23 protein-coding genes are annotated in these 21,382 nt (G+C 61.2%); 12 read left to right on the top strand and 11 right to left on the bottom strand.

All coding sequences use genetic code 11. The annotated features are described in order from the left end of the window. Position 1 precedes the first annotated feature (1 nt). The 3 genes from J2S32_RS12025 to J2S32_RS12015 all read right to left on the bottom strand — a co-directional run bounded on the left by J2S32_RS12025 (position 2) and on the right by J2S32_RS12015 (position 3,166). Positions 2–1,375 carry a mechanosensitive ion channel domain-containing protein gene (locus J2S32_RS12025; RefSeq protein WP_253521710.1) on the bottom strand — a complete coding sequence of 458 codons (1,374 nt, stop codon included), beginning with the start codon at positions 1,373–1,375 and terminating at the stop codon, positions 2–4. Next, on the bottom strand, positions 1,372–2,718 hold the full coding sequence (locus J2S32_RS12020) for a TldD/PmbA family protein (RefSeq protein WP_253521707.1): 1,347 nt from the start codon (positions 2,716–2,718) through the stop codon (positions 1,372–1,374). The genes J2S32_RS12025 and J2S32_RS12020 overlap by 4 nt, the downstream gene beginning before the upstream one ends. Before the next feature lie 73 nt (positions 2,719–2,791). Next, positions 2,792–3,166, bottom strand: coding sequence for a hypothetical protein (locus J2S32_RS12015; RefSeq protein WP_320181487.1), 375 nt, complete (start codon positions 3,164–3,166; stop codon positions 2,792–2,794). Positions 3,167–3,373: 207 nt separating this feature from the next. Here J2S32_RS12015 and lptB point away from each other — a divergent pair, with 207 nt between their 5' ends. The 3 genes from lptB (at position 3,374) to ctrA (ending at position 6,470) form a co-directional block, all read left to right on the top strand. Then, positions 3,374–4,159 carry an LPS export ABC transporter ATP-binding protein gene (gene lptB / locus J2S32_RS12010; protein ID WP_253521705.1) on the top strand — a complete coding sequence of 262 codons (786 nt, stop codon included), beginning with the start codon at positions 3,374–3,376 and terminating at the stop codon, positions 4,157–4,159. Positions 4,160–4,185: 26 nt separating this feature from the next. Then, positions 4,186–5,631 (top strand): RNA polymerase factor sigma-54, encoded by a 1,446-nt coding sequence (gene rpoN, locus J2S32_RS12005; RefSeq protein WP_253521703.1) that lies wholly within the window; start codon positions 4,186–4,188, stop codon positions 5,629–5,631. A 143-nt stretch (positions 5,632–5,774) separates the two neighbouring features. After that, positions 5,775–6,470: a response regulator transcription factor CtrA gene (gene ctrA, locus J2S32_RS12000; protein WP_142787809.1), complete on the top strand. Its 696-nt coding sequence runs from the start codon at positions 5,775–5,777 to the stop codon at positions 6,468–6,470. A gap of 116 nt (positions 6,471–6,586) precedes the next feature. On the opposite strand, the gene J2S32_RS11995 is transcribed toward ctrA, so the two are convergent. Beyond that, on the bottom strand, positions 6,587–7,801 hold the full coding sequence (locus J2S32_RS11995; protein WP_253521701.1) for a mechanosensitive ion channel family protein: 1,215 nt from the start codon (positions 7,799–7,801) through the stop codon (positions 6,587–6,589). 129 nt (positions 7,802–7,930) lie between these two features. Here J2S32_RS11995 and J2S32_RS11990 point away from each other — a divergent pair, with 129 nt between their 5' ends. The 3 genes from J2S32_RS11990 to J2S32_RS11980 all read left to right on the top strand — a co-directional run bounded on the left by J2S32_RS11990 (position 7,931) and on the right by J2S32_RS11980 (position 10,755). Continuing rightward, the gene (locus tag J2S32_RS11990) at positions 7,931–8,695 is read left to right on the top strand and encodes a sulfite exporter TauE/SafE family protein (protein ID WP_253521699.1); all 765 of its coding nucleotides are present in this window, start codon (positions 7,931–7,933) and stop codon (positions 8,693–8,695) included. Positions 8,696–8,714: 19 nt separating this feature from the next. Beyond that, a complete protein-coding gene (gene trmB, locus J2S32_RS11985) occupies positions 8,715–9,416 on the top strand; it encodes a tRNA (guanine(46)-N(7))-methyltransferase TrmB (RefSeq protein WP_253521696.1) in 702 nt (233 codons plus the stop codon). Positions 9,417–9,543: 127 nt separating this feature from the next. Next, positions 9,544–10,755, top strand: coding sequence for a tyrosine-type recombinase/integrase (locus tag J2S32_RS11980; RefSeq protein WP_230834131.1), 1,212 nt, complete (start codon positions 9,544–9,546; stop codon positions 10,753–10,755). 33 nt (positions 10,756–10,788) lie between these two features. Here the strand turns inward: J2S32_RS11980 and J2S32_RS11975 are convergent, their stop codons facing one another. From J2S32_RS11975 to J2S32_RS11960, 4 genes are all read right to left on the bottom strand, one after another. Beyond that, positions 10,789–11,394: a GntR family transcriptional regulator gene (locus J2S32_RS11975; protein WP_050601713.1), complete on the bottom strand. Its 606-nt coding sequence runs from the start codon at positions 11,392–11,394 to the stop codon at positions 10,789–10,791. After that, positions 11,391–12,257, bottom strand: coding sequence for a phytanoyl-CoA dioxygenase family protein (locus tag J2S32_RS11970; RefSeq protein ID WP_253521693.1), 867 nt, complete (start codon positions 12,255–12,257; stop codon positions 11,391–11,393). Before J2S32_RS11970 ends, J2S32_RS11975 begins: the two co-directional genes overlap by 4 nt. Beyond that, the gene (locus J2S32_RS11965; protein WP_253521690.1) at positions 12,254–12,823 is read right to left on the bottom strand and encodes an acyl-homoserine-lactone synthase; all 570 of its coding nucleotides are present in this window, start codon (positions 12,821–12,823) and stop codon (positions 12,254–12,256) included. Before J2S32_RS11965 ends, J2S32_RS11970 begins: the two co-directional genes overlap by 4 nt. A gap of 259 nt (positions 12,824–13,082) precedes the next feature. Further along, on the bottom strand, positions 13,083–13,508 hold the full coding sequence (locus J2S32_RS11960) for a MerR family transcriptional regulator (RefSeq protein WP_050601710.1): 426 nt from the start codon (positions 13,506–13,508) through the stop codon (positions 13,083–13,085). 59 nt (positions 13,509–13,567) lie between these two features. Between J2S32_RS11960 and J2S32_RS11955 the strand changes: the two genes are divergently transcribed. From J2S32_RS11955 to J2S32_RS11945, 4 genes are read left to right on the top strand one after another with little or no spacing between them, the layout of a single operon-like run. Next, a complete protein-coding gene (locus J2S32_RS11955; protein ID WP_253521687.1) occupies positions 13,568–13,930 on the top strand; it encodes a mercuric transporter MerT family protein in 363 nt (120 codons plus the stop codon). Positions 13,931–13,941: 11 nt separating this feature from the next. After that, complete coding sequence (locus J2S32_RS11950; RefSeq protein WP_253521684.1) at positions 13,942–14,289, top strand: heavy-metal-associated domain-containing protein; 348 nt, start codon at positions 13,942–13,944, stop codon at positions 14,287–14,289. After that, positions 14,289–14,507 (top strand): GDCCVxC domain-containing (seleno)protein, encoded by a 219-nt coding sequence (locus J2S32_RS15760; protein WP_367398980.1) that lies wholly within the window; start codon positions 14,289–14,291, stop codon positions 14,505–14,507. Before J2S32_RS11950 ends, J2S32_RS15760 begins: the two co-directional genes overlap by 1 nt. Beyond that, positions 14,410–15,876, top strand: coding sequence for a dihydrolipoyl dehydrogenase family protein (locus tag J2S32_RS11945; RefSeq protein ID WP_253521681.1), 1,467 nt, complete (start codon positions 14,410–14,412; stop codon positions 15,874–15,876). The genes J2S32_RS15760 and J2S32_RS11945 overlap by 98 nt, the downstream gene beginning before the upstream one ends. A 154-nt stretch (positions 15,877–16,030) precedes the next feature. Here J2S32_RS11945 and J2S32_RS11940 read toward each other — a convergent pair whose 3' ends face one another. The 3 genes from J2S32_RS11940 to J2S32_RS11930 all read right to left on the bottom strand — a co-directional run bounded on the left by J2S32_RS11940 (position 16,031) and on the right by J2S32_RS11930 (position 17,859). Next, complete coding sequence (locus tag J2S32_RS11940) at positions 16,031–16,783, bottom strand: LuxR family transcriptional regulator (protein ID WP_253521677.1); 753 nt, start codon at positions 16,781–16,783, stop codon at positions 16,031–16,033. Positions 16,784–17,063: 280 nt separating this feature from the next. Beyond that, positions 17,064–17,543, bottom strand: a complete 480-nt coding sequence (locus J2S32_RS11935; protein ID WP_157052183.1) for a DNA -binding domain-containing protein — start codon at positions 17,541–17,543, stop codon at positions 17,064–17,066. A 7-nt stretch (positions 17,544–17,550) separates the two neighbouring features. Continuing rightward, positions 17,551–17,859, bottom strand: coding sequence for a transcriptional regulator domain-containing protein (locus tag J2S32_RS11930; protein ID WP_253521674.1), 309 nt, complete (start codon positions 17,857–17,859; stop codon positions 17,551–17,553). Positions 17,860–18,250: 391 nt separating this feature from the next. Between J2S32_RS11930 and J2S32_RS11925 the strand changes: the two genes are divergently transcribed. Both J2S32_RS11925 and J2S32_RS11920 read left to right on the top strand, forming a co-directional pair. Next, positions 18,251–18,832 carry an RNA polymerase sigma factor gene (locus J2S32_RS11925; RefSeq protein WP_253521671.1) on the top strand — a complete coding sequence of 194 codons (582 nt, stop codon included), beginning with the start codon at positions 18,251–18,253 and terminating at the stop codon, positions 18,830–18,832. Positions 18,833–18,961: 129 nt separating this feature from the next. Next, on the top strand, positions 18,962–21,319 hold the full coding sequence (locus tag J2S32_RS11920; RefSeq protein ID WP_253521668.1) for a TonB-dependent receptor plug domain-containing protein: 2,358 nt from the start codon (positions 18,962–18,964) through the stop codon (positions 21,317–21,319). Positions 21,320–21,382 lie beyond the last annotated feature (63 nt).

The following is a 21,382-nucleotide window of genomic DNA, read 5'->3' as shown; positions in this document are numbered from 1 at the left end:
GTTATTCGACCGGGCGGGAGGGGTCGAGCAGGTCGGTTTCCTGCTCCCCTCCGGTCCGGCGTTCTTCCTCGACCATAGCGGCGATTTCGTCGGAGGGGCGCACGTCCTCGTCGGCTTGCGCGGCGGCGATGGTCTGGACGGGGCGCGGCTTTTCCGGCGCAGCCGTATCGGCCACGGCGCTGGCCTCGGTGGCGAAGGGAACGCTGGCCGAGCGCGGGTCGAAGCGCAGCCGGTAGATCGGCTCGGGCAGGCCGAACCCGGCATCTTCCAGCGCTTGCTTGACCGCCGGGATCGCCTGGCTTTGCGCCTTCCACCAATCGGTCTCGCGCTGGTCGATCCAGCCGAGGAACCGGATCACCACATTGGAATCGCCCACTTCCATGATCCGCGCCTCAGGCGGCGGATCGGCGAGCACGAATTCAAGGCTCGCCAGCGTATCGCGGCCCAGCTGGCGCGCCGCACGGGCATCGTCATCGGCATCGACGCCAAGGTCGAATTCGAAGCGGCGCTGCGGGTTGCGCGTGTAATTGAGGATTACCGCGCGAAACACCTGACCGTTGGGGATGCGCAAATGATTGCCGTCGAGCGTCATCAGCACGGTAGCGCGGCTGGTCAGCCGGATCACGCGGCCGTCGAAAGTGTCGATCCGCACCCAGTCATTGGCGCGAAAGGGCTGGCGCAGGCTGAGCATGAGCGAGGCGACGTAGTTCTCGATCGTGTCGCGCATGGCAAAACCGAGCGCGATGCCGACCACCCCCGCGCCGCCGAGCACCGCGCCCAGCAGCGCGGTCGCGCCGATCATGTCGAGCGCCACCACCAGCCCGCCGACCACGAACACGAAGCGGATCGCGCTGGCGATCAGTTCGGCGAGGAAATTGTTCGGCGCGACGCGCTTCCACAACCGGCCGAGCCCCGCGATGAGATAGCCGATCGCGGCGATAACCAGCCACACGCCCAGCGCCGCGGCGATCAGCGGCAGCATGCGAACGAAGGAGTTCCAGCGTTCGGCGAGGCTCGAAATGCCCGCGCTGTCGGCGGAGAGCGACAAGTCGCGCTCGAGCCCGTTCTCGACCGTCACCACGCCCGTGACGCGGTTCACGATGGCCTCGGCGCGGGCGATATCCCCGGGTTTGGGCACGGTGCCCGTAAGCGAGACCACGCCTTCGCTGACCGCCACCTCGACCGCGGCGAAGGCGGGCAGTTCGGCGAATATGCCCGAGATCCGCTCGGCAATGCGCTCGTCGTCGCCCGCATCCTGCGTCGCGGCGATGGTCTGGACCGGGGTTGGGGTCGCGGCAGGTTCGGCGGTGGTTTCAAGCTGCGCCGCCAGCGGCATCGCCCACAGCAGGGCAAGCGCGGCGAGCAGAGCCCTCACTGGCCCGCCACCGACATGCCGTCGATGCGCAAGGTCGGCACGTCGATCCCGCGCTGCAGTTCGAGGTCGCCGGCAGGCACCAGCGCACGGAACATCTCGGGCAGCGTGCCCGCAATGGTGATCTCGGCCACCGGCCCCGCCAGCTCACCGTTGCGGATGTGCAGCCCGCTGGCGCCGCGGCTGTAATCGCCCGTGACGAGGTTGACGCCCTGGCCGAACAGGTCGGTGACGAAGACGCCGTCCTCGATATCGGCGATCAGCTCGGCGACGCTGGGGCCGCCCGCTTCCATATAGACATTGCCCGGCGCAATCCCCGGCGCGCCGCCGCCGCCGCGGCTGGCATGGCCGGTCAGGGCGAGATCGAGCTGCGCCGCGCTGGCCACATTGGTCAGCCAGCCGGTGATCCGGCCTTCCTCGACCAGCGCGCGCGGCACGCTCGCCGTGCCTTCGCCATCGTAATGGCGCGAGCGCAGGCCGCGCAAGCGGTGCGGGTCCTCGACGATCCGCAGCGCGCTGTCGAACAGCTGGTCCTGCTCGCGGCCAATCAGGAAGCTGGCCTTGCGCGCAATCGAGGGGGCAGCCATTGCGCCGAGCAGATGACCCAGGATCCCGCCGCCCACGCGCGGATCGAACACCACGGGCATCTGGGCGGAGGGAATCGAGCCGGGTCCGACCTTACGCACCGCGCGCTCGCCCGCCTCGCGGCCGATCTCCGCAGGATCGGGCAGATCGCTGCGATGGCGCTGGGTGCGATAGGCGTAATCGGTCTGCTTGTCCCCGCCCTCGCCCGCGACGACGCTGGCAGAAAGCGTGTGCGCCCCGCCCGCATGGCCGCGCGCAAAGCCATTGCTGGTGACCAATGCGAAGACCGAGCGCGAACTGGACGCACTGCCGCCGTTGGAGTTGGTCACGCCGGCCACCGCCCGCGCGGCATCCTCGGTCGCCAGCGCGGCCTCGCGCAATTCGCCGGGTGACGGCTCACCGCCATCGGACAGATCGAGATCGGGACCGTCACCGCTGAACAGCGCCTCGCGCGGTACCAGCCCGCCATAGGGGTCCTCGGGGGCGAGCCGCGCCATTTCGACTGCACGCTGCGCCAGCGTCCGCAGTCCCTCGGGCGCGAAATCGCTGGTGTTGATCGAAGCGGAGCGGCGGCCGACGAAGACGCGCAGACCGATCTCCTCGCTCTCGGAGCGTTCGACCTCTTCCAGCGCACCAAGCCTGACGCTGACGCTTTCGGAAGAGGAGGCACGGGCAACCGCATCGGCTTCATCCGCGCCCATCTGGCGCGCGAGATCGACGAGGTCCTGGCAGCGGGCAAGCGCCGCGTCGGAAGTGATCATGGCAGGGTCCGAGAGTGGGCAGTCATGCGCGCGAGGTAGGCCCCGCGCCGCCGGCTGGCAACCGCCCGGCCGGTCAGGAAAAGATCAGCTTGAAGATGAGCGTAAGAACGACCGGAAGCCCGATCGCCAGCACCCACAGCATGATCTGGTCGCGGCGGAAGGCGGGCTTGAGCGCGAGGTCGGCGGCTTCGTCGTCCGACAGATCGGACCAGCGGCGTTCGAACCAGCGACAGGCGGGGATAATCCCGGCGACCAGGATGACCAGCGCAAGATAGGGCACGATGGAGGAAACGCCCTGTTTCATCGCCCCCACGGTCATGAAGATCTGGAGGCCGGTATAGACCAGCAGCGCGAGCGCGACATTGTCGCTCATGGCCTTGCGCCAGTCGCGCCTGCGTTCGGTCATCGGACCGCTGACGATATCGTTTTCCCGGAGCGCCTTGTTCAACGCGTCTCTCCTTGCTCTCTCCAACCCGAATCGTATTGTTTCAAAATTGCTTCCGTGTGGCAAGCAATCCTGCGTAATTGCGATGCGCGGCGTCCATTTGCGGCACATACCCTCCCCGACTGCCGCCCATGCACAAATCCTGCCAGATTAACGAAAAGGCGTGCCTGCGGGGTTTTCACGCGCAGTTGGCATGCTATGTCGCCGCGCATGGCCGATATCGCAACCGACCCGGACCACGCTGCGCTGCACGATGCCGCCCCGCCGATCCCGCAGGGCGGACTCGAGGTGATTTCGATCGCCAAGAGCTATGACAAGCGTGCAGTCCTGACCGATATCTCGCTATCGGTGGGCAAGGGCGAAGTACTCGGCTTGCTCGGCCCCAATGGCGCGGGCAAGACCACCTGCTTCTATTCGATCATGGGGCTGGTGCGCCCTGACGCCGGACGCATCCTGATGGATGGCGAGGATGTCACCAATCTGCCGATGTACCGCCGCGCGATTCTGGGGCTGGGCTATCTGCCGCAGGAAACCAGCATCTTTCGCGGCATGACGGTCGAGCAGAACATCAATTGCGTGCTCGAAATGGTCGAGCCCGACAAGGACACGCGCGCCGCGGAGCTGGAGCGCCTGCTCGGCGAATTCGGCCTTACCCGCCTGCGCGCGAGCCCGGCGATGGCACTGTCGGGGGGCGAACGCCGCCGCTGCGAGATTGCCCGCGCGCTTGCCGCCAAGCCTTCGATCATGCTGCTCGACGAACCCTTTGCGGGGATCGATCCGCTGTCGATCAGCGACATCCGCGATCTCGTCAAGGATCTGCGCACGCGCGGGATCGGCGTGCTGATCACCGATCACAATGTCCGCGAAACGCTCGAGATCGTCGACCGCGCCTGCATCATCTATGGCGGGCAGGTGCTGTTCGCCGGGACGCCCGAAGCGCTGGTCGCCGACGAGAACGTGCGCCGCCTCTATCTCGGCGAGAGTTTCACACTGTGATGCCGATAGTCACGGGGAACTGATCAATGGCGCTGGGTCCGCGCCTCGATCTGCGGCAAACCCAGTCGCTGGTGATGACGCCGCAGCTGCAGCAGGCGATCAAGCTGCTGGCGCTGTCCAATCTGGAAATCGAGACCTTCGTCGGCGACGCGCTGGAGTCGAACCCTCTGCTGGAAATGGGCGAAGTCCAGCGCGAAGCGGGCGAGGATAGCGCCCCCGAACCGCAGGAACACGACAGCGCGCCCGATTTCGATGGCGATAACGCGCTCGATATCGCCGACCACGCGATCGACCCCGAAGCCGCGCCCGGCGACATGGGCGACTGGAGCCGCGGCGATATTGGTAGCAGCAGCGCCGAACTGCCCGATCTCGAAAACCGCTCCGCCAACGGGCCGACGCTGGCCGAACACCTGTCCAACCAGGTTGGCGCGGTGGCGCATGACAATCGCGAGGCGCTGGTCGCGCAGCGCATCATCGGCGATCTCGACGAAGCCGGATATCTGCTCGGCGAGCTGCGGCTGATTGCCGAGGAAATGGGCGTCCCGCTGGCCGAAGCCGAGCGGGCACTGGCCACGGTGCAGTCGCTCGACCCGACCGGCGTGGGCGCGCGCTCGCTGGCCGAGTGCCTCGCGCTGCAGGCGCAGGAAGCGGACCGCTACGATCCGTGCATGGCGCGGCTAATCGACAATCTCGACCTGGTCGTGACCGGCGATATCGCGCGGCTCAAACGCATGTGCGAAGTCGACGACGAGGATTTCGCCGACATGCTCGGCGAATTGCGCGGCTACGACCCCAAGCCGGGGCTGGCTTTCGGCGGCAGCGCCGAATCCGCGATCGTGCCCGATGTGCTGATCACGCCGAGCGCGGATGGCTGGGATATCCGCCTCAATGAAGCGAGCCTGCCGCGGCTGGTGGTCAACCGCGACTATTATCTCGAGCTCAAGACCGGCGCGCGCGACAAGGCCTCGCACAGCTGGCTCAACGAACAATTGGGCGAGGCCGACTGGCTGATCCGCGCGCTCGACCAGCGCCAGAAGACGATCCTCAAGACCGCTGCCGAAATCGTCAAGAAGCAGGAAGGCTTCTTCCGCGAAGGCGTGACCGCCATGCGTCCGCTCACGCTGCGCGAGGTCGCCGAACAGATCGAGATGCACGAAAGCACCGTCAGCCGCGTCACGAGCAACAAATATCTCGCCTGCCCGCGCGGCACCTTCGAGCTAAAGTATTTCTTCTCCAGCGGGGTTTCGGCGGCCGATGGCGAAGGCGCATCCTCCGAAGCGATCAAGGCGCATATCAAGACGCTGTGCGACGCCGAGGATCCCAAGAAGGTGCTGTCCGACCAGAAGCTCGCCGATCTGCTGAAGGAAGAGGGCTTCGACCTCGCGCGGCGCACCGTGGCCAAGTATCGCGAGGCCATCGGCATTGGGTCGAGCGCGCAGCGACGGCGCCAGAAAAAACTCGCAGCGATTTGATTTTCCACGATCCCTGCAGAAAAAGTTAACGGCTTTTACCTCGCGTTAACCTTTTCCATTCAGATGTTGTGTGGTTAATACATGGCAACTCCTCTTACCCGGGAGTTACCGCGAGACACTAGGGGCCAGACAGGGGAGTTCCCATGCGTGTACTGCTGATCGAAGACGAGCCGACAACCGCCAAGGCGATCGAGCTCATGCTCACGACCGAAGGGTTCAATGTCTACTCGACCGACCTCGGCGAGGAAGGCCTGGATCTGGGCAAGCTGTATGATTACGATATCATCCTGCTCGACCTGAACCTGCCCGATATGCATGGCTACGACGTGCTCAAGAAGCTGCGCGTCGCCAAGGTGCAGACCCCGGTTCTGATCCTCTCGGGCATTGCCGAAATGGACAGCAAGATCCGCAGTTTCGGTTTCGGTGCCGACGATTACGTGACCAAGCCCTTCCACCGCGAAGAACTGGTCGCCCGTATCCACGCCGTGGTGCGCCGTTCGAAGGGCCACAGCCAGTCGATCATCCGCACCGGCAAGTTGGCGGTGAACCTCGATGCCAAGACCGTCGAAGTCGACGGTGCCCGCGTCCACCTGACCGGCAAGGAATATGCGATGCTCGAGCTGCTCAGCTTGCGCAAGGGCACCACGCTGACCAAGGAAATGTTCCTCAACCACCTCTATGGCGGGATGGACGAACCCGAACTCAAGATCATCGACGTCTTCATCTGCAAGCTGCGCAAGAAGCTCAGCCATGCCTGCGGCGGCGAGAACTACATCGAAACCGTCTGGGGCCGCGGCTATGTGCTGCGCGACCCGAACGAAGAGGCCGAAGCGGCCTGATCCAGCTGCCCTGGACGGGATAGCAAGCGACGCCCGGAGCTTCGGCTACCGGGCGTTTCGCTTATGCGGGGTAGATCAGACTGATAAGCCGACGGTGACGACCGGGTCGCTGCGTGTCACCCTGGCGTGGCCAGGCCCTGCAAATCCAGCCCGCTCGGCTGCTGGAACACGCGCAGCCCGAACTCGGGCAGGATCGCCAGCATGTGATCGAAGATATCGGCCTGGATCGCCTCGTATTCGGCCCAGTCGATCGTGTTCGCAAAGCAATAGATTTCGAGCGGCAGGCCCTGCGGACTGGGCGGTAGCTGGCGCACCATCAGCGTGAAGCCCTCGTCCGCAATCCGCGGATGGCTTTGCAGATAAGCGATCACATAGGCGCGCAGCGTGCCGATATTGGTGATCCGGCGGGCGTTGATGGCATCCGAATCGCTCGCCAGTTCATGGCGGTTCCATTCGGCGATCTCGTCCTGCTTGCGCGCCAGATACTTCTCGAGCAGGCGGAACCGCTTGAGCCCCGCGACCTCGTCTTCGTCCAGGAACCGCACCGAGTTCTGGTCGAGCACCAGCGCGCGCTTGATCCGCCGGCCGCCGCTGTCGCTCATCCCGCGCCAGTTGCGGAAGCTGTCGGCGATCAGCTTGTGCGTCGGGATGGTGGTGATGGTCTTGTCGAAATTCTGCACCTTCACCGTGTGCAGCGCGATATCGATGACATCGCCATCGGCATCCATGCTCGGCATTTCGATCCAGTCGCCCACGCGCAGCATGTCGTTGCTGGCCAGCTGGACGCTGGCGACGAGGCTGAGGATGGTGTCCTTGAACACCAGCAGCAGGACCGCCGCCATCGCGCCCAGCCCCGACAGCAGCAGCAGCGGCGACTGTTCGATCAGCACCGCGATCATCAGGATCGCCGCGCCGCAGAACATCGCGATCTTGACCACCTGGACATAGCCCTTGATCGGGCGGCTGCGTGCTTCGGGGCGGCGCGCATAAAGTTCGTTGGCGTAATCGAGCGCCCCGCTGATCGCCATGGCCACCGACAGCACGATCAGCGCGCGCACGACATTGACCGTGACCGTGACCAGTTCGGGCGGCAGGTTGGGTACCCAATCGATCCCGCGCGACACCACCAGCAGCGGGATAACCGTCGCCAGCCATGCCACCGCGCGATCGGCAGTATCGCTGCGCCGGTCGAGATAGGGCGCCGCGGCGCGCAGCAGCACGCGCTTGATCAGCCAGTTCACTGCCAGCGCCACTACCACCAGGCCGGCGAGGGCGATCAGCGACTGGAGCCACAGTGCGAGGCCGGCGTAGCGGTCGAGAAGTCCGTCCATGGCGCGCTGCCTAGCCGCAGGCGGGAGCCCGCTTCAACCCCCGAGACCGGCAGAGATTTTCTATCTCGCGCGGTTTCGCGAATCGCTGTAGATGCCGCTGGTATCAACAGCGAAAGGCCCGCCCCCGCAATGGAGGTGTTCGGTTTCGATCTGGGGCCCATCGTCCCATTCATCCTGATCGGTTTTGCAGCACAAATGGTCGACGGCGCATTGGGGATGGCCTTTGGGGTCATCACCAATACGCTGATGGTCGGTCTGCTTGGCGTGCCTCCCGCGCTCGCCTCGCAGCGCGTGCATCTGGTCGAATGTTTCACCACCGCGACGTCGGGCATCAGCCATCTGCTGCACGGCAATATCGACAAAGGACTGTTCTTCCGCCTGCTGGTCCCCGGCGTGATCGGGGGCCTGCTGGGCACCTATCTGATCACTTCGATCGACGGCGATACGATCAAGCCCTTCGTGTTGATCTATCTCGCCGGGATCGGCGTGTGGCTCCTGATCCGCGGCCTGCTCTACCCGCCCAAGCTGCGCCAGGCGAAGCATGTCGCGCCGCTGGGGCTGGTCGGCGGCTTCCTCGATGCGGCAGGCGGGGGCGGCTGGGGGCCGGTGGTGACCTCCAATTTGCTGGTCCAGGGGGCCGAACCGCGCAAGGTCGTGGGCACGGTCAATTCGGTCGAGTTTTTCCTCACGCTGACCATTTCGGCCAGCTTCATCTATCATCTGGGCATCTCGCATATCGCCGGGGCGACGCTGGGCCTGATCATCGGCGGGATCACTGCCGCGCCCTTCGGCGCTATGGCGGCCAAGCATTTCAGCCCCAAGCTGATGCTGGTCCTTGTCGGCATCGCACTGAGCGTGACCAGCGCCTACGGCATCTGGACGGCGTGGGGGTAGGCTTGTAGGCGCCCGCGCCATGAGCGCGTTTAAAGAAGGCGACCCCACCACCCTCAACCGGCTTTACGGCCGCAGCCAGGGCAAGCCGCTGCGCGCGTCGCAGCAGGAACTGGTCGACAAATTGCTGCCGCAGATCGCGGTACCCGCGGAAGGCCCGGTGACGGCGGAACGCCTGTTCGGCTTCGATCGCCCGCTGCATTTCGAGATCGGCTTCGGCGGCGGCGAGCACATGGCCGAGCGCGCCGACATGCTGCCCGACCACGGCTTCATCGGCGCCGAGCCCTTCGTCAACGGCGTGGCGCAGGCGCTGACGCATGTGCGCGACCGGACGCTGGCCAATGTCCGCATCCAGCATGGCGACGCGCTGGAGGTGCTGCGCCGCGTACCCGATGGTGCGCTGACGATGGTCTATCTGCTCCACCCCGATCCCTGGCCCAAGAACAAGCATGCCAAGCGGCGGATGATGAACGACGGGCCGGTGCGGATGATTGCCGACAAGCTGAAGCCCGGCGGCGAGTTTCGCTTCGGCACCGATCACGCGGTCTATCTGCGCCATGCGCTGATGGTGATGCGCCGCTTTACCGACGAGTTCGAATGGGTCGTCGATGGCCCGGCGAGCTGGCAGAACCGTCCCTCGGGCTGGCCCGAAACGCGCTACGAGCACAAGGCGCGCACGATCTATAACCACGAAGTCTGGTACTTTCGATTCAGACGACGCTAAAGTACGAAATCATTGTAAAACAATGTACTTAGCAGGTTCACCTTACGCTAGAATTGCCTCCATTTCGCCCCTTTTTCCGCTTGCGTGATTGCCCGGTGATTGCCAGAAAAGGGACACGAGGTTTCGGATGGCAACAGGAAAAATCACGAAAAAATCGATAGATGCGCTGGAGCCGAGCAGCTCGAGCCAGCTCCTTTGGGATACGGACCTCAAAGGATTCGGTGCGAAAATCACTCCAGCCGGCTCGATATCCTATGTGCTGCAGTTCCGAATGGGCGGCCGTGAAGCTCGAACAAGACGCTATACTATCGGGGCGCACGGGTCGCCGTGGACACCGACGACAGCGAGAGTGGAGGCGGAACGCCTTCAGTTACTAATTGCGCAAGGTATCGACCCTGTAGACGATGATAAGCAGAGGCGCCGCGAAGCCGTCGATCTCGCATTCGACAACTATGCGTCGCATTTCGCTCGATCCTGCAAGGGTGTTGGCTGGGCGAGGCTCGTTGAACGCGTCATCCGGCTTTACCTTGAACCGGTTATCGGAAAAAAGCCGCTTCCCCGAGTTTCGAGGCCGGATATCGTAGCTGTCCTGGACAATATGCCCGAGCATCAGGTTGCCAATCGCCGGAATGTCTTTGCGGTGATGCGGCGCCTATTCCGATGGGCTGTCAGTCGTGGCGATATCGAGCGCAGTCCTATGGAGGGAATGGAAGCACCACCGCCGGTAAGACCGCGGGATCGCTGGCTACAGGACGACGAGCTTCGACACATTTGGGAGGCAGCTCCCGAATGCTATCTTTGCTTCGGTCCAATTGTCCGCTTGCTCATTGCAACAGGGCAACGCCGCGAAGAGGTTTCAGGAATACATTGGCAAGAGGTTGATCGGAAAGACCGGTTCTGGACGCTACCAGGTTCACGAACAAAGAATAATGAACCAAACGCGATCCCGCTGAACGACCTTGCCGTTGCCGAACTCGATCGGCAGGCAGGTGGCGCAAACTGGCCGAAGAAAGGACGCGTTTTTGCCACGTCAAGCGGGGCAGGCTTTACCGGCTACGCCAAGGGCAAGAAGAAACTGGACGGTCTCATAGAGCAAAAACTTGGCGAGCCATTGCAATCCTGGCGGCTGCACGATCTTCGGCGCACGTTAGCGACCAACTTCCAGCGCCTCGGCGTTCGCTTCGAGGTTACAGAGGCAGTCTTGAACCATGTCAGCGGCTCAAGAGCAGGCGTTGCAGGGATCTACCAACGCCACGACTGGAAAAAGGAGAAGAGAGAAGCGCTCGATGATTGGAATGAGCATCTGGTCCAGATACTGAACGGGTCCGAACAGGCTTGAAGCATATGCTTGAGGAGCTATGCCTTGCAACTCTCAGGTCGATCCCTGTTCCGCGAGCACCGCAATCAGCCGGGAGACGTTCGCGAGGCATTGGTCATGATATCGCCTTAGAGCTTGGACGCGCTTCGACGGAGACGCCAAAGCATTGCCCTCCAGCTCCGCAAGCGCCTCCAGAGCGTTTGGCAGGACGTCAGGCTCCAGCCTTCTTACGATGTGCAATCGGTCGCTAATCAGATCGACCGTCTGTCTTAGAAATCTGTTTTCCGAACCCAAGGCAAAAATCGAAAAAACATCGCCAACGCGGTCAGCGTAGGTGTCGATCGGTGCGGCTAGATCAGCCGTGTCGATTTTCCGTGGTGCTGGATCGGCCACGCTTTCCAAGAGAAGAACATTTACTGCGAGCATGTCGCGCAACGAATGTTCGGTCAGGAGCGTGACCCGGTACCCCTCGCCAGGGGTCAGATCGACAAGACCTTCGCCGACAAGTTGATTGAGGCTGTCTCGCACAGGTGTCATGCTGACACCGAACTCGTCTGCCAATCGCATCGCTTCGAGTTTCTGGCCGATCGGCCAAGTACCCTCCATCAATGCCCTTTTCAGGCGGCGATAGGTCGGTTCCAGGACGTGTGCGGGGCTCATCTCTTGGAGCGACGAGCTTCCGCAAATTCATGGACAGCTGCAAGCTGCTCGGGCCGAAGCGCATCGGTAGCCTGCGGATAATTGGCTACCTCTTCACCGAGCAGAATGGATGGACACTGACCTTCGTAGTTCCCAAGATTCGGCCGGTGCTGCGCATAACCTGCCAATTCAGCAAGTTCGGGCGGAAAATTTCGCGCGACCTCTGGCGGATATGCCAGCCAAAGGTTCTCGTACGGCTTGAGCCAGCCGAGGCTGTAGCCGATCACAACGCCGCGTCGGACGTCTTCGGTCGAGTTTGGTCCAGCACCGTGCACGGTCGAACCAAGAAAGCAGATCGCATCACCTGGCTTGCTTGCCGCAACAATCGGATCACCGAGTTGATCGAGGCTCTCGACAGGACGTTTATGTGTCCCGGGATAGATGCGGGTCGCGCCGTTGGATGAGTTGAAGTCGGTGAGCGGCCAAATGACATTGAGCAGATATTCGTGTTCACCCTTGGCACCGGCCCACATGTCGTGATCGCAATGCGGGAACTGTTCGATCTCGCCGGGATGAATGGCTATTGCCTGGGCCACATTGAGCTGAATTCGGTCGCAAGCCTTACCGAGGACTTCGCGGGCCAGCGAAAGGATGAGAGGCTGCAGAACAAGGTCACAGGCCCAGCGTGAGCGGCGCAACAAACTACCGAAACGCTTCGTGCGAAACCCGTAGAAATCGCCGTGACCCATAGGGGTTTCGGTAAAATCCCGTTCAAGATCTGCATCGAGCGCCGCGATGCTGCTCTGAGGAAGGAGGTCCGGAATGATGCAATAGCCATCCTTCTGCAGCCGTTCGAGCCAATCGATTGATTTGATATCGCTCATGACACCACCTCCGATGCCGCCTCGGCGACCCGATAGGCACCTTTTCGATAGATACCGCCGCGAGCGAGATCGTCCGGCGTGTCGCAATCTATATCGATCTGCAGTGCGACAAGGTCCTCACCGTCAATCCTGCAGCCGCCGCCAAGTGTGCGACATTGCCAGCCGAAGCTTTCGATTTGGCGGAACCAAACTCTATTGGCCACAGCGGTGTAGCCCGACAGGCCGGTCTTTAGGGCATGGTCGGCAAGCGCGGTCACCAGTTGATCGCGTGCCGTACGGCGCTCAAACCGCGAGAGCGTGGGTTCGATGCAGAAACGCGTGATCTCGCGAAAATCGTACCGAGAGGGTATCGGACCATCACACAGACAGGGGAAAAGCTCTCCCAGAATGTGAGCGCCGTCAGTCCGCAAAAGGCGCGCTGAAGCGCGATGGCGGCCTTCTCCGTCGGTCAGCACCAAATAGCTCGCATCGGGCGTATCGAACTGGTCGATCTCGTATGCATCATCCAAAACGGGAACATTCCATTTAAGGAGATCGACGAATACCCGCTTGCGCGCCTCGAACATTGCGCGAAGTGCTGGATCCGAAGGGCAAGCTTGGAGAGAAACTGGGGAGTGTTGCATGGCGGCTACCTGGCGATTTGAAGACAGGTCGCCTTTCACCAGATCGGGGCGATCGCAGACATACCAAGAACTGGGGATGCTGCGACTTTGGGGTGCTCATAATCGTGTCATCGGACGCAGTCGCACCGGCGAGCTCGCTCTGTTCTGTTCCTCTCTTCAAATCTTAAATCAGCCAATTTACGGGCCTTGGCGACGTGAAACCTCAATTGGGCACAACGACCTTATGCCCGTAAAGCGCGTCGATGATGGGGCACTCGGGAACGTCGCCGCCGTCGCACTGAGCCGAGACATCGGCAAGCGTTCGCTCGAGCTTCTTCAGGTCAATAATTTTCTGCCGAACGCTCGCTAGATGGCCGTCAGTCAACTCTAAAACCTCACCACAGCTGTAGTCGTGAGAATCGACGAGAGTGAGCAGACTCTTGAGCTCTCCGATCGAGAAGCCGAGATCACGGCCACGCAGGATGAAACCAAGCCGCGCTTGGTCATCGCGCGAATAGAGCCTGTGCCCGCTGGCCGTGCGCTCGGGCGGCTTCAGCAGACCGATCTTTTCATAATAGCGAATGGTCTCAAGGTTGCAGCCTGACCGATTGGCCAGTTCGCCTCGCTTGATCATTTTTGATGTCGTCATATGCCGCGTGCCAATTTGTGCTTGAACCTGTAGTGACTACAGAGATTATATTGAACTCCATGGCCGATCAAACGCAAAAGACCTCCCAGAGATTGTTGGCGAGCGGTGGCGCATTAAGTGCGGTTTTTGCAGCCTCCTGCTGCATTGCTCCGCTGCTCCTGTTGAGCCTCGGCGTCAGTGGCGCGTGGATCGGCAATCTGACCGCGCTCGAACCCTATAAGTGGATTTTTATTGCCGTAGCGGTCGCTTGTCTGGGCCTTGGATTTTGGCATGTCCATTCCCGAAAAGTCGAGACTTGTGAGGACAGTACATATTGCGCGCGTCCTGAAGCGAGCCCGATCCTAAAAAGCGCCCTGTGGCTGGCAACCGCCTTGGTTGCTGCCTCGGCCACGGTCGATTGGTGGGCGCCGCATTTTTATTAGGAGTTAGACGGATGAAAAAAACAATGATTGCCGTTGCTGCCGGATTGGCCATCGCCGGAGCAGGCATTGGGGCAGCGACGCTCATGCCGCAGTCCTCGAACGAGAAAACCGCTCAAAGTGCTGAAACGCTGCAAACGGCAAGCTTCGCGGTTGAAAATATGACCTGCGCGACCTGTCCGATCACGGTGCGGCGCGCAATGGAAGGCGTTGCAGGTGTGCATGATGTGACAATCGATTACGAAGCCAAGACTGCTACAGCGCATTTCGATCCTGCCAAAACCACCATGCGCGACATCGCTACTGCTTCGACCGAGGTAGGCTATCCCGCCCAAACACAATTTAGCGGGACCGGCCTCTGATGGAATTACAATCCACGATCACGTGCCCTCAGTGCGGCCACCAGGAAATCGAAACCATGCCGACCGACGCATGCTGGTTTTTCTACGACTGCAAGGGCTGCGGAATGAAGCTGAAACCCAATGCCGGCGACTGCTGTGTCTTCTGTTCGTTCGGCACAGTGCCTTGCCCGCCAATTCAAGAAGCGCGTGCCAACGGCACAAGCGTTGAATGCTGCTGAGGTCAATGACATGAACGAACGCAGCTTCGATCTTATCGTACTCGGCGTCGGAATGGCGGCGGTGAATGCCGCGAACAAATGCGCCGCTGCGGGTTGGTCGGTCGCAGTGGTTGACGAACTTCCCTATGGCGGCACCTGCGCGCTGCGCGGCTGCGACCCCAAAAAGATGCTGCGGCGAGGCGCCGAAATCATCGATGGAGCTCGGCTGATGCAGGGCAAGGGTATTGAACCGAATGATATCGCGATCAACTGGCCTGATCTCATCGCCTTCGCTCAGAGCTTTACCGACAGAATGCCCGAGAAGATCGAGGGCGGTCTCGACAGTAACGGCGTCACCACGCTTCACGGGACGGCGCAATTTGCTGGCGAAGACACGATCGAAATCGAGGGCCAAGGGCGGTTTCAAGCCAACCATATCCTGATCGCTACTGGCGCCAAGCCCCGCCCGGTGGATGTTCCAGGTGCCGAACACCTCACCAACAGCACCGAATTCATGCGGATGGACGCCCTCCCGAAGCGTATATTGTTTATCGGCGGCGGGTTCGTCTCGTTCGAGTTCGGTCATATCGCTGCACGAGCTGGCAGCGAGGTGCAGATCATTGATCGCGGTGACAGGCCATTGAAGGCCTTTGACACAAACCTCGCTGAAAAGCTTGTAGCACGAGGCGAGGAAATTGGGGTGGGATTGCGTCGGCGTACATCGCTGAAATCGATCGCCACTGACGGCGTCGAATTCATCGTCACTGTCGAAAAGAATGGTGAAACCGAAGACTTGCACGCCGATCTGGTCGTGCACGGTGCGGGACGCGTGCCTGAAATCGATCGCCTGAACCTGAGCGCTGCCAATATCGAGGCGGGAGACAAGGGAATAGCAGTCAATGAATATTTGCAGAGCCTGTCCAACCCGAAAATCTACGCCGCAGGCGATGCGGCCAACACGCACGGGCCTCCGTTGACACCTGTCGCAGTATTCGAAGGCAAGGTCGCTGCCTCCAACATGCTCAAGGGCAATCAGACCAAGCCAGACTATCGCGGCGTGCCCAGCGCTGTGTTTACAATTCCGGAATTAACCCGCGTCGGAATGCTCGAAGAAGAAGCAGAGGAAGCCGGTCACAATATCCGCGTCGCGGAAAACGACACAGGCAATTGGTATTCCAATCTTCGCGTTGGCGAGACCTGTGCTGCCACCAGAATTATCATCGATAAAGACACCGACACTATCCTCGGCGCGCATCTGTTTGGACCCGAATACGGGGAGATTATCAATTTCTTCGGCCTTGCAATGAGGCTGTCACTGACAACTCGAGATCTGAAGAAATTGGTCGCGGCCTACCCCTCGGTTGGCTCGGATTTAGGGTCCATGCTGTAATCTGCTCGATACCAGCTGTTGATCGTCGGCTTCTGGTGAAGACGTTAGCTGCTTGCATGGTTTGGGGCGTAGAATATTCACTTTCCATCGAGCTTGATGGTCAGCAATTGACGGCCTCCGAGAGGTTCCGGCCTTAGAGCTTCTGTTTCGCCAATCATCCCGCATCGCGCCATCGGATGATATCGGAAAACCCGATCAGACCATCGAACAGCGCCGAAACGATCAAAGATTGCTTACAGTGAACCTGATAGCGTTCTCGCGCCATTTTGAGATGCTGGATTACTGTTTCGGTCGCAATCCCAAGGATCATGGCCGTCTCGGCTGAGGTCTTGCCTCGTGCGATCCACAGAAGACATTCGCGCTGCCGGTCGCTCAGGACAGGCACGGATTCGTCGGATTGAGCTGAGCCCAGTCCCAGTGCACAGCTCAGTGCGAGCGTACCGACCATTTCTGCGACCGAGAAGCGACTATGTGGCAGGTCTCGGTCGGGGCAGACCGCAAATGTACACGTTCCGCGCGCAAGACCGGGCAAATGTCGCGGGACAGTGTAGCCATCACCGATTCCGCATTCGCGCCCCACCGCCAGCATCTGGCGATCACCGCGAGTTAGCGGGATCAGTTCGCCCAGTGAGCCCCACGCAAAGCCGACAAACGACTTGTCGCAGGCTCGCCGGACCGGATCCTGTCCGGCCAGATCGAACCCGACATACACCTTGGCCCATTCGTCGGGATAATCATGCAGGAGCAAACCGGGAGCGTCGCGCGATCCTGAACGAAGCTCGAGGCTCAAGGCGAAGTGATCGAAGCCAAGCCGCCGAGAGACTTGCTTCAGCGCCTGGTCGAGTTCCCCGTCTGACTGGACATTGACCAGTTCGGATGCGAATTCCTCCGCGAAATAAGCCTGCATAGCCCTGCCCGTCCGATCGGCAGGGCGCTATCCAACACGCCGCCGTCCGATCGCCTGCTGGTGGCCAGTCCCGGCGCTTCCATTGCACCGGTTCCGGCTGCTGCAGTTGCGCCCCCGAAGGTCGGGTTCCTTGCGGCGTCGGTCGCGAGATGCAGATCGCGCCACAAGGAGAGGCATAACGACTTCAGCGAATTTGGGAAGTCTTTGCAAGGACGTAGGCCTGATAGTCGTCTGGCCTGTGACTGGTAGGCCAGCCGGGCGAATACGATTTCGACGCCAGTTAATTCGCACAACGCTTGCCCCGTGAGGGATTGAGCAATTCACGATAACCCTCAGCCGCCATGCGATGCGCTTCGGCGACGAGGCGCTGTGTCTGCCGGCGATGCGATGATGTTTTCCAGTCGATCGCGCGGCCCGCTTTGAGGCCTGGATAGATCAGTGCCTTGGCGAGCTCTTGCAATGTCACCTGCTTGGGTGAAGCGTCTTCGAGCAGATCGAGAATGGCAAGCAGGATGCTCAGCCTGTAGCGTTTGTAAGCAGATGGCTTGAGGAGCCGATGGTGCGCCTTTGTCGCCGCGCCCTCTTTCGACCGGTGGAATTCACTGAGAGCTGCTACGCGGACACCAAGATCGGCATCGTCGGGGACGACATAGCCATCAATGCCGGGAGATGGCTCGCGCGCCAACAGGACGCGGTGACGATTTCGCGTATCGGAAACCACCATGTGCTGTCCGGCATCGTTCTCGTGCTGGGCAATCACCTTGCACTCAGCCAATGTGCCTCTGATTCCGGCAAGGTCCCGGGCGCCGCCAGCCACGATAACGACGCTTGCGTTCGCATCGCTTCTCCAGATCGCCGGGCTGTCTGCGGCCGAAACACTCGGATCGAACGGGAAATTCTAGGCCCCATGACCGAGCCATTCGCTGCGCGGCGGATGGTTTCTTGTCGCCGGTATCGCGCACATGAAGTCCGGCATATTGATCCTTGTAGGCCGGATTGCGTCGCAGGAATTCCTGCGCGAAGTCCGAAAAATCGAAGTCGCCTGTACCAGTATCGTCGGCGGATGATTGAGCCATAGAGCACCTCCTTTCGGCTCGGATGGCTAGCGCCGCGGGATAACAGCGGACATTCCAAGCATGCGGAGGAGCCCTCCCCAGTAGTGGGCATGTGAGCGCCCTATATCGGCGCGACCGCAGTGCCGAGCGCCTATCATGCTGCCTCGAAAATGGAGGCACTTGCCCCTTGCAAGCTGCTTTTGTCTTGGGCACATTCGACCCGCGCGGTTCGAAACTCTGGCACCGACCGCGTGGATATTTCCGCCAGCCATCATGCACGCCGGTCCGCTCAAGGCCCGGCGGCCCAACCGGTCAAGGGACGTCGATACGTCCTGAACGGCGGCACAGTACTGGATCCCGCACTCGGCTTGCAATGACGAGCGCCGATTGCGGTTGCCTCCCAGCCCATTGCATGAACCAGCTTTCTGCCGACACCCGGCGAGACGATCATCGACTATCGAACTCTGTGGCGCGATATCCGGCACCACATGTTCGGGTTAGCTCGCCCTGCCCGCTCGACACCCTGTACCGCCGAGAGAGCGCATGCCTGCTTGCCTATTTTTCGCGCCGCGTCGGTAATGAGCGAGCCCGCGATCTGGTGCAGGACGTTTTCGTGCGCGCAGCGACCAGCCCGCAATTGACAGATCTCCGGAACCCGGCAGGGTTTCTGTTCCGGATCGCTCGCAACCTGCTGGTCGATGAAGCCCGCAGACAGAAATGCCGTATCAAGACGGTGCCACTGGTCGAAAACACCGATGCGCCGTGCTGCGCCAAGCAGGAAGACAGAATTGAGGTGGAAGAGACGACCGGGCGCTTCGAGACCGCGTTGGAGCAGTTGCCCGAGAAAACGGCGGGCATCTTCAGGATGAACCGCTTCGAGAAAAAATCCTACCGTCAGATCCACCAAGAGCTGGGCATCGCGCTGCCGACAGTCGATTATCACATGATGAAAGCGCTCGCGCATCTTCGCACGGTTTTCGCTGATCGGGCCTGAATGAGCGCGACAGATCTACCGCGCAAAGATCAGGCCTTGCAAATTTAATTTCATTTGAAACTAAGGTGCTCGTGAATGCCTGCGTCATTCCCTGTGGCGACATAATCGCAACAGATCAGGGAGATGACAATGCAATCGACAATCCGGACCATTACGGCGCTCTTGGCAGGAACCGCCCTGACAGGCTTTTCTTCGCCGCTTCTCGCCCAATCCGCAGGGCCGCCCCAGAGGGAAGTCGATGAAGTGCAGGACGATCGCCCGGATGTCGCCAGCGGGGACAACGCGATCGTCGTTACAGGAACGCGGATCCGGGGCGCCCGGATCATTGGCGATACAATTTCGCTCGACCGCGAGGCGATCGTCGAAGCGGGCCAGATCGATCTGGGCGAAGCGATCCGGACACTTCCGCAGAACTTTTCCGGCGGGCAAAATCCAGGTATTGGATCAGGCGCAGGGTTCGCCAACAGCAACGTAAACTCGGCCTCAAGCGCAAATCTGCGCGGTCTCGGACCAGATGCGACGCTGACACTCCTCAACGGCCACCGGCTACCCTATGATTCCGCTTTTGCAGGGGTCGACATTTCATCCATCCCGCTCGCGGCGGTCGACCGGATCGAAGTCGTTCCGGACGGAGCCTCGGCCCTCTACGGTTCAGATGCCGTCGCGGGCGTGGTCAATGTAATCCTTCGCCGCGATTTTGAAGGCATCACGACATCCGCGCAGATCGGCGCAAGCACAGATGGCGGCAATTTCCGCCAGCAGGCCGATATAGTGGCGGGCACGCGCTGGAGCGGGGGCGGGTTCTTCGTCGCTTACGATTTTGCAAACAATTCGGCGATCGAGGCTGGCCAGCGCTCCTATGCAAGCTCGCTTGATCCGGAGACCACGCTCTTCCCCTCGCAGCAACGCCATGCCGTTACGCTTTCGGGGCATCATGAACTCGCGCCAGGCCTCGAGGCCAGTATCGACGCGCTTTATTCAAGCCGAAGCTCAACGCTCGTGGCCGCATCATCGGCATTTCGATCGGAAGCCGACCCCGAGGTGGAATCCTATACGCTCGCCCCGTCACTGAAATTCGACGTCGCAGGAGACTGGCAGGCAACAGTGCTGGGAGTGTTTGGGCGCGACCGGACGCACTACCGGACCGCCTTCGCGCTGCAGGATGGATCTTCGAGCGTAACCGAGGGATGTTTTTGCAACGAGGTCTTCTCACTCGAAGCGGGTTTGGAGGGTCCGCTGTTCACGCTCCCCGGAGGCGAGGCGCGTCTCGCTGTCGGTGCGGGTCTGCGAAACAACACGCTCGATTTCAGCCGCAGCGAAGCGGGAAATTTACTGATCGCTTTCGACAAGACGCAGCGCGCGCGTTTTGCCTATGGCGAACTCTTCTTGCCGGTCGTTTCGCCGCGCAATGCAATCGATGGAGTCGCCGAACTGACCCTTTCGGCGGCGGCGCGTCACGAAGATTATCCAGGCCTCGATCAACAGACAACGCCGCGCTTTGGCTTAAGCTACGCACCGGTCGAAGGGCTGACTTTGCGCGGCAGCTGGGCGCGCTCGTTCAAGGCTCCGACCCTCTTTCAGCGTTTCATACCCTACCAGACCATTCTGCTGCCAGCGGCCGTATTCGGCGCCGGAACGGGGTCCGACACGGTGTTTTTCACAAGCGGCGGCAATCCGGACGTGACATCGGAACGCGCGCGCAGCTGGACCGCGGGTGTGGAACTGCAGCCGGTCGCCATTCCCGAACTGACGTTTTCGGCCACCTGGTACGACATTCGCTATCAAGACCGGGTGGTGCGACCGATTGCGGGCTCGATTGCGGCTGCTTTCCGCGACCCGGGGTTTGCAAACCTGATCGATTTCTCTCCCGATCCGACAACTTTATCCGAGCTCATTGCTGGATCGCTTTTCGGTCTCGAAAACTTCTCGGGCTCCCCCTACGATCCCGCCAATGTTGCCGCCTTTGTCGACAACCGGAACAGAAACGTTGCGGTTTGGGCCATCGAAGGCGTGGATGCGAGGATCGCCTGGAACCAGAACCTGGGCGACGAACAGTCACTTTCCTTCGATCTCTCGGGCAGTTTTCTCGATAGCCAGCAACAGGTCACGCCCGATCTGCCCGAGGTTCAGCTCGCCGGAACGGTTTTCAATCCACCACGCTACCGTGCGCGAGGTACGGCACGCTATCAGTCTGGCGGGTTCGCGGCCAATATCGCCGCCAACTATATCGGCGCGCTGCGCGACCGCCGCTTCGAGGAAGAGCGCCGCCTTTCGCCCAGCGCCACGGTCGATCTCGGCCTGAGCTATGAAATTGTTCGCGGTGAGGGCCGCGAACCAGGCCTCGAAATCTCGCTCACGATCCAGAACCTGTTCGACGACGAACCCGAAACGCTCGGCCAGACTGGGCCGACCGACACACCCTATGATTCAACCAATTATTCGCCGATCGGGCGGTTCGTCACCTTCGGCATCCGGAGGCACTGGTGACAATCATACTGCTTGCCGCCGCTCTTTCGCAGACTATCGTGCCGACGGCATATATCGATCCTG

This window comes from Qipengyuania citrea (genome assembly GCF_024171405.1).
Classification (GTDB): Bacteria; Pseudomonadota; Alphaproteobacteria; order Sphingomonadales; family Sphingomonadaceae; genus Qipengyuania; species Qipengyuania profunda.
Note: the sequence above shows the minus strand (reverse complement) of the source record. Positions and strands in the feature narration are given on the sequence as shown.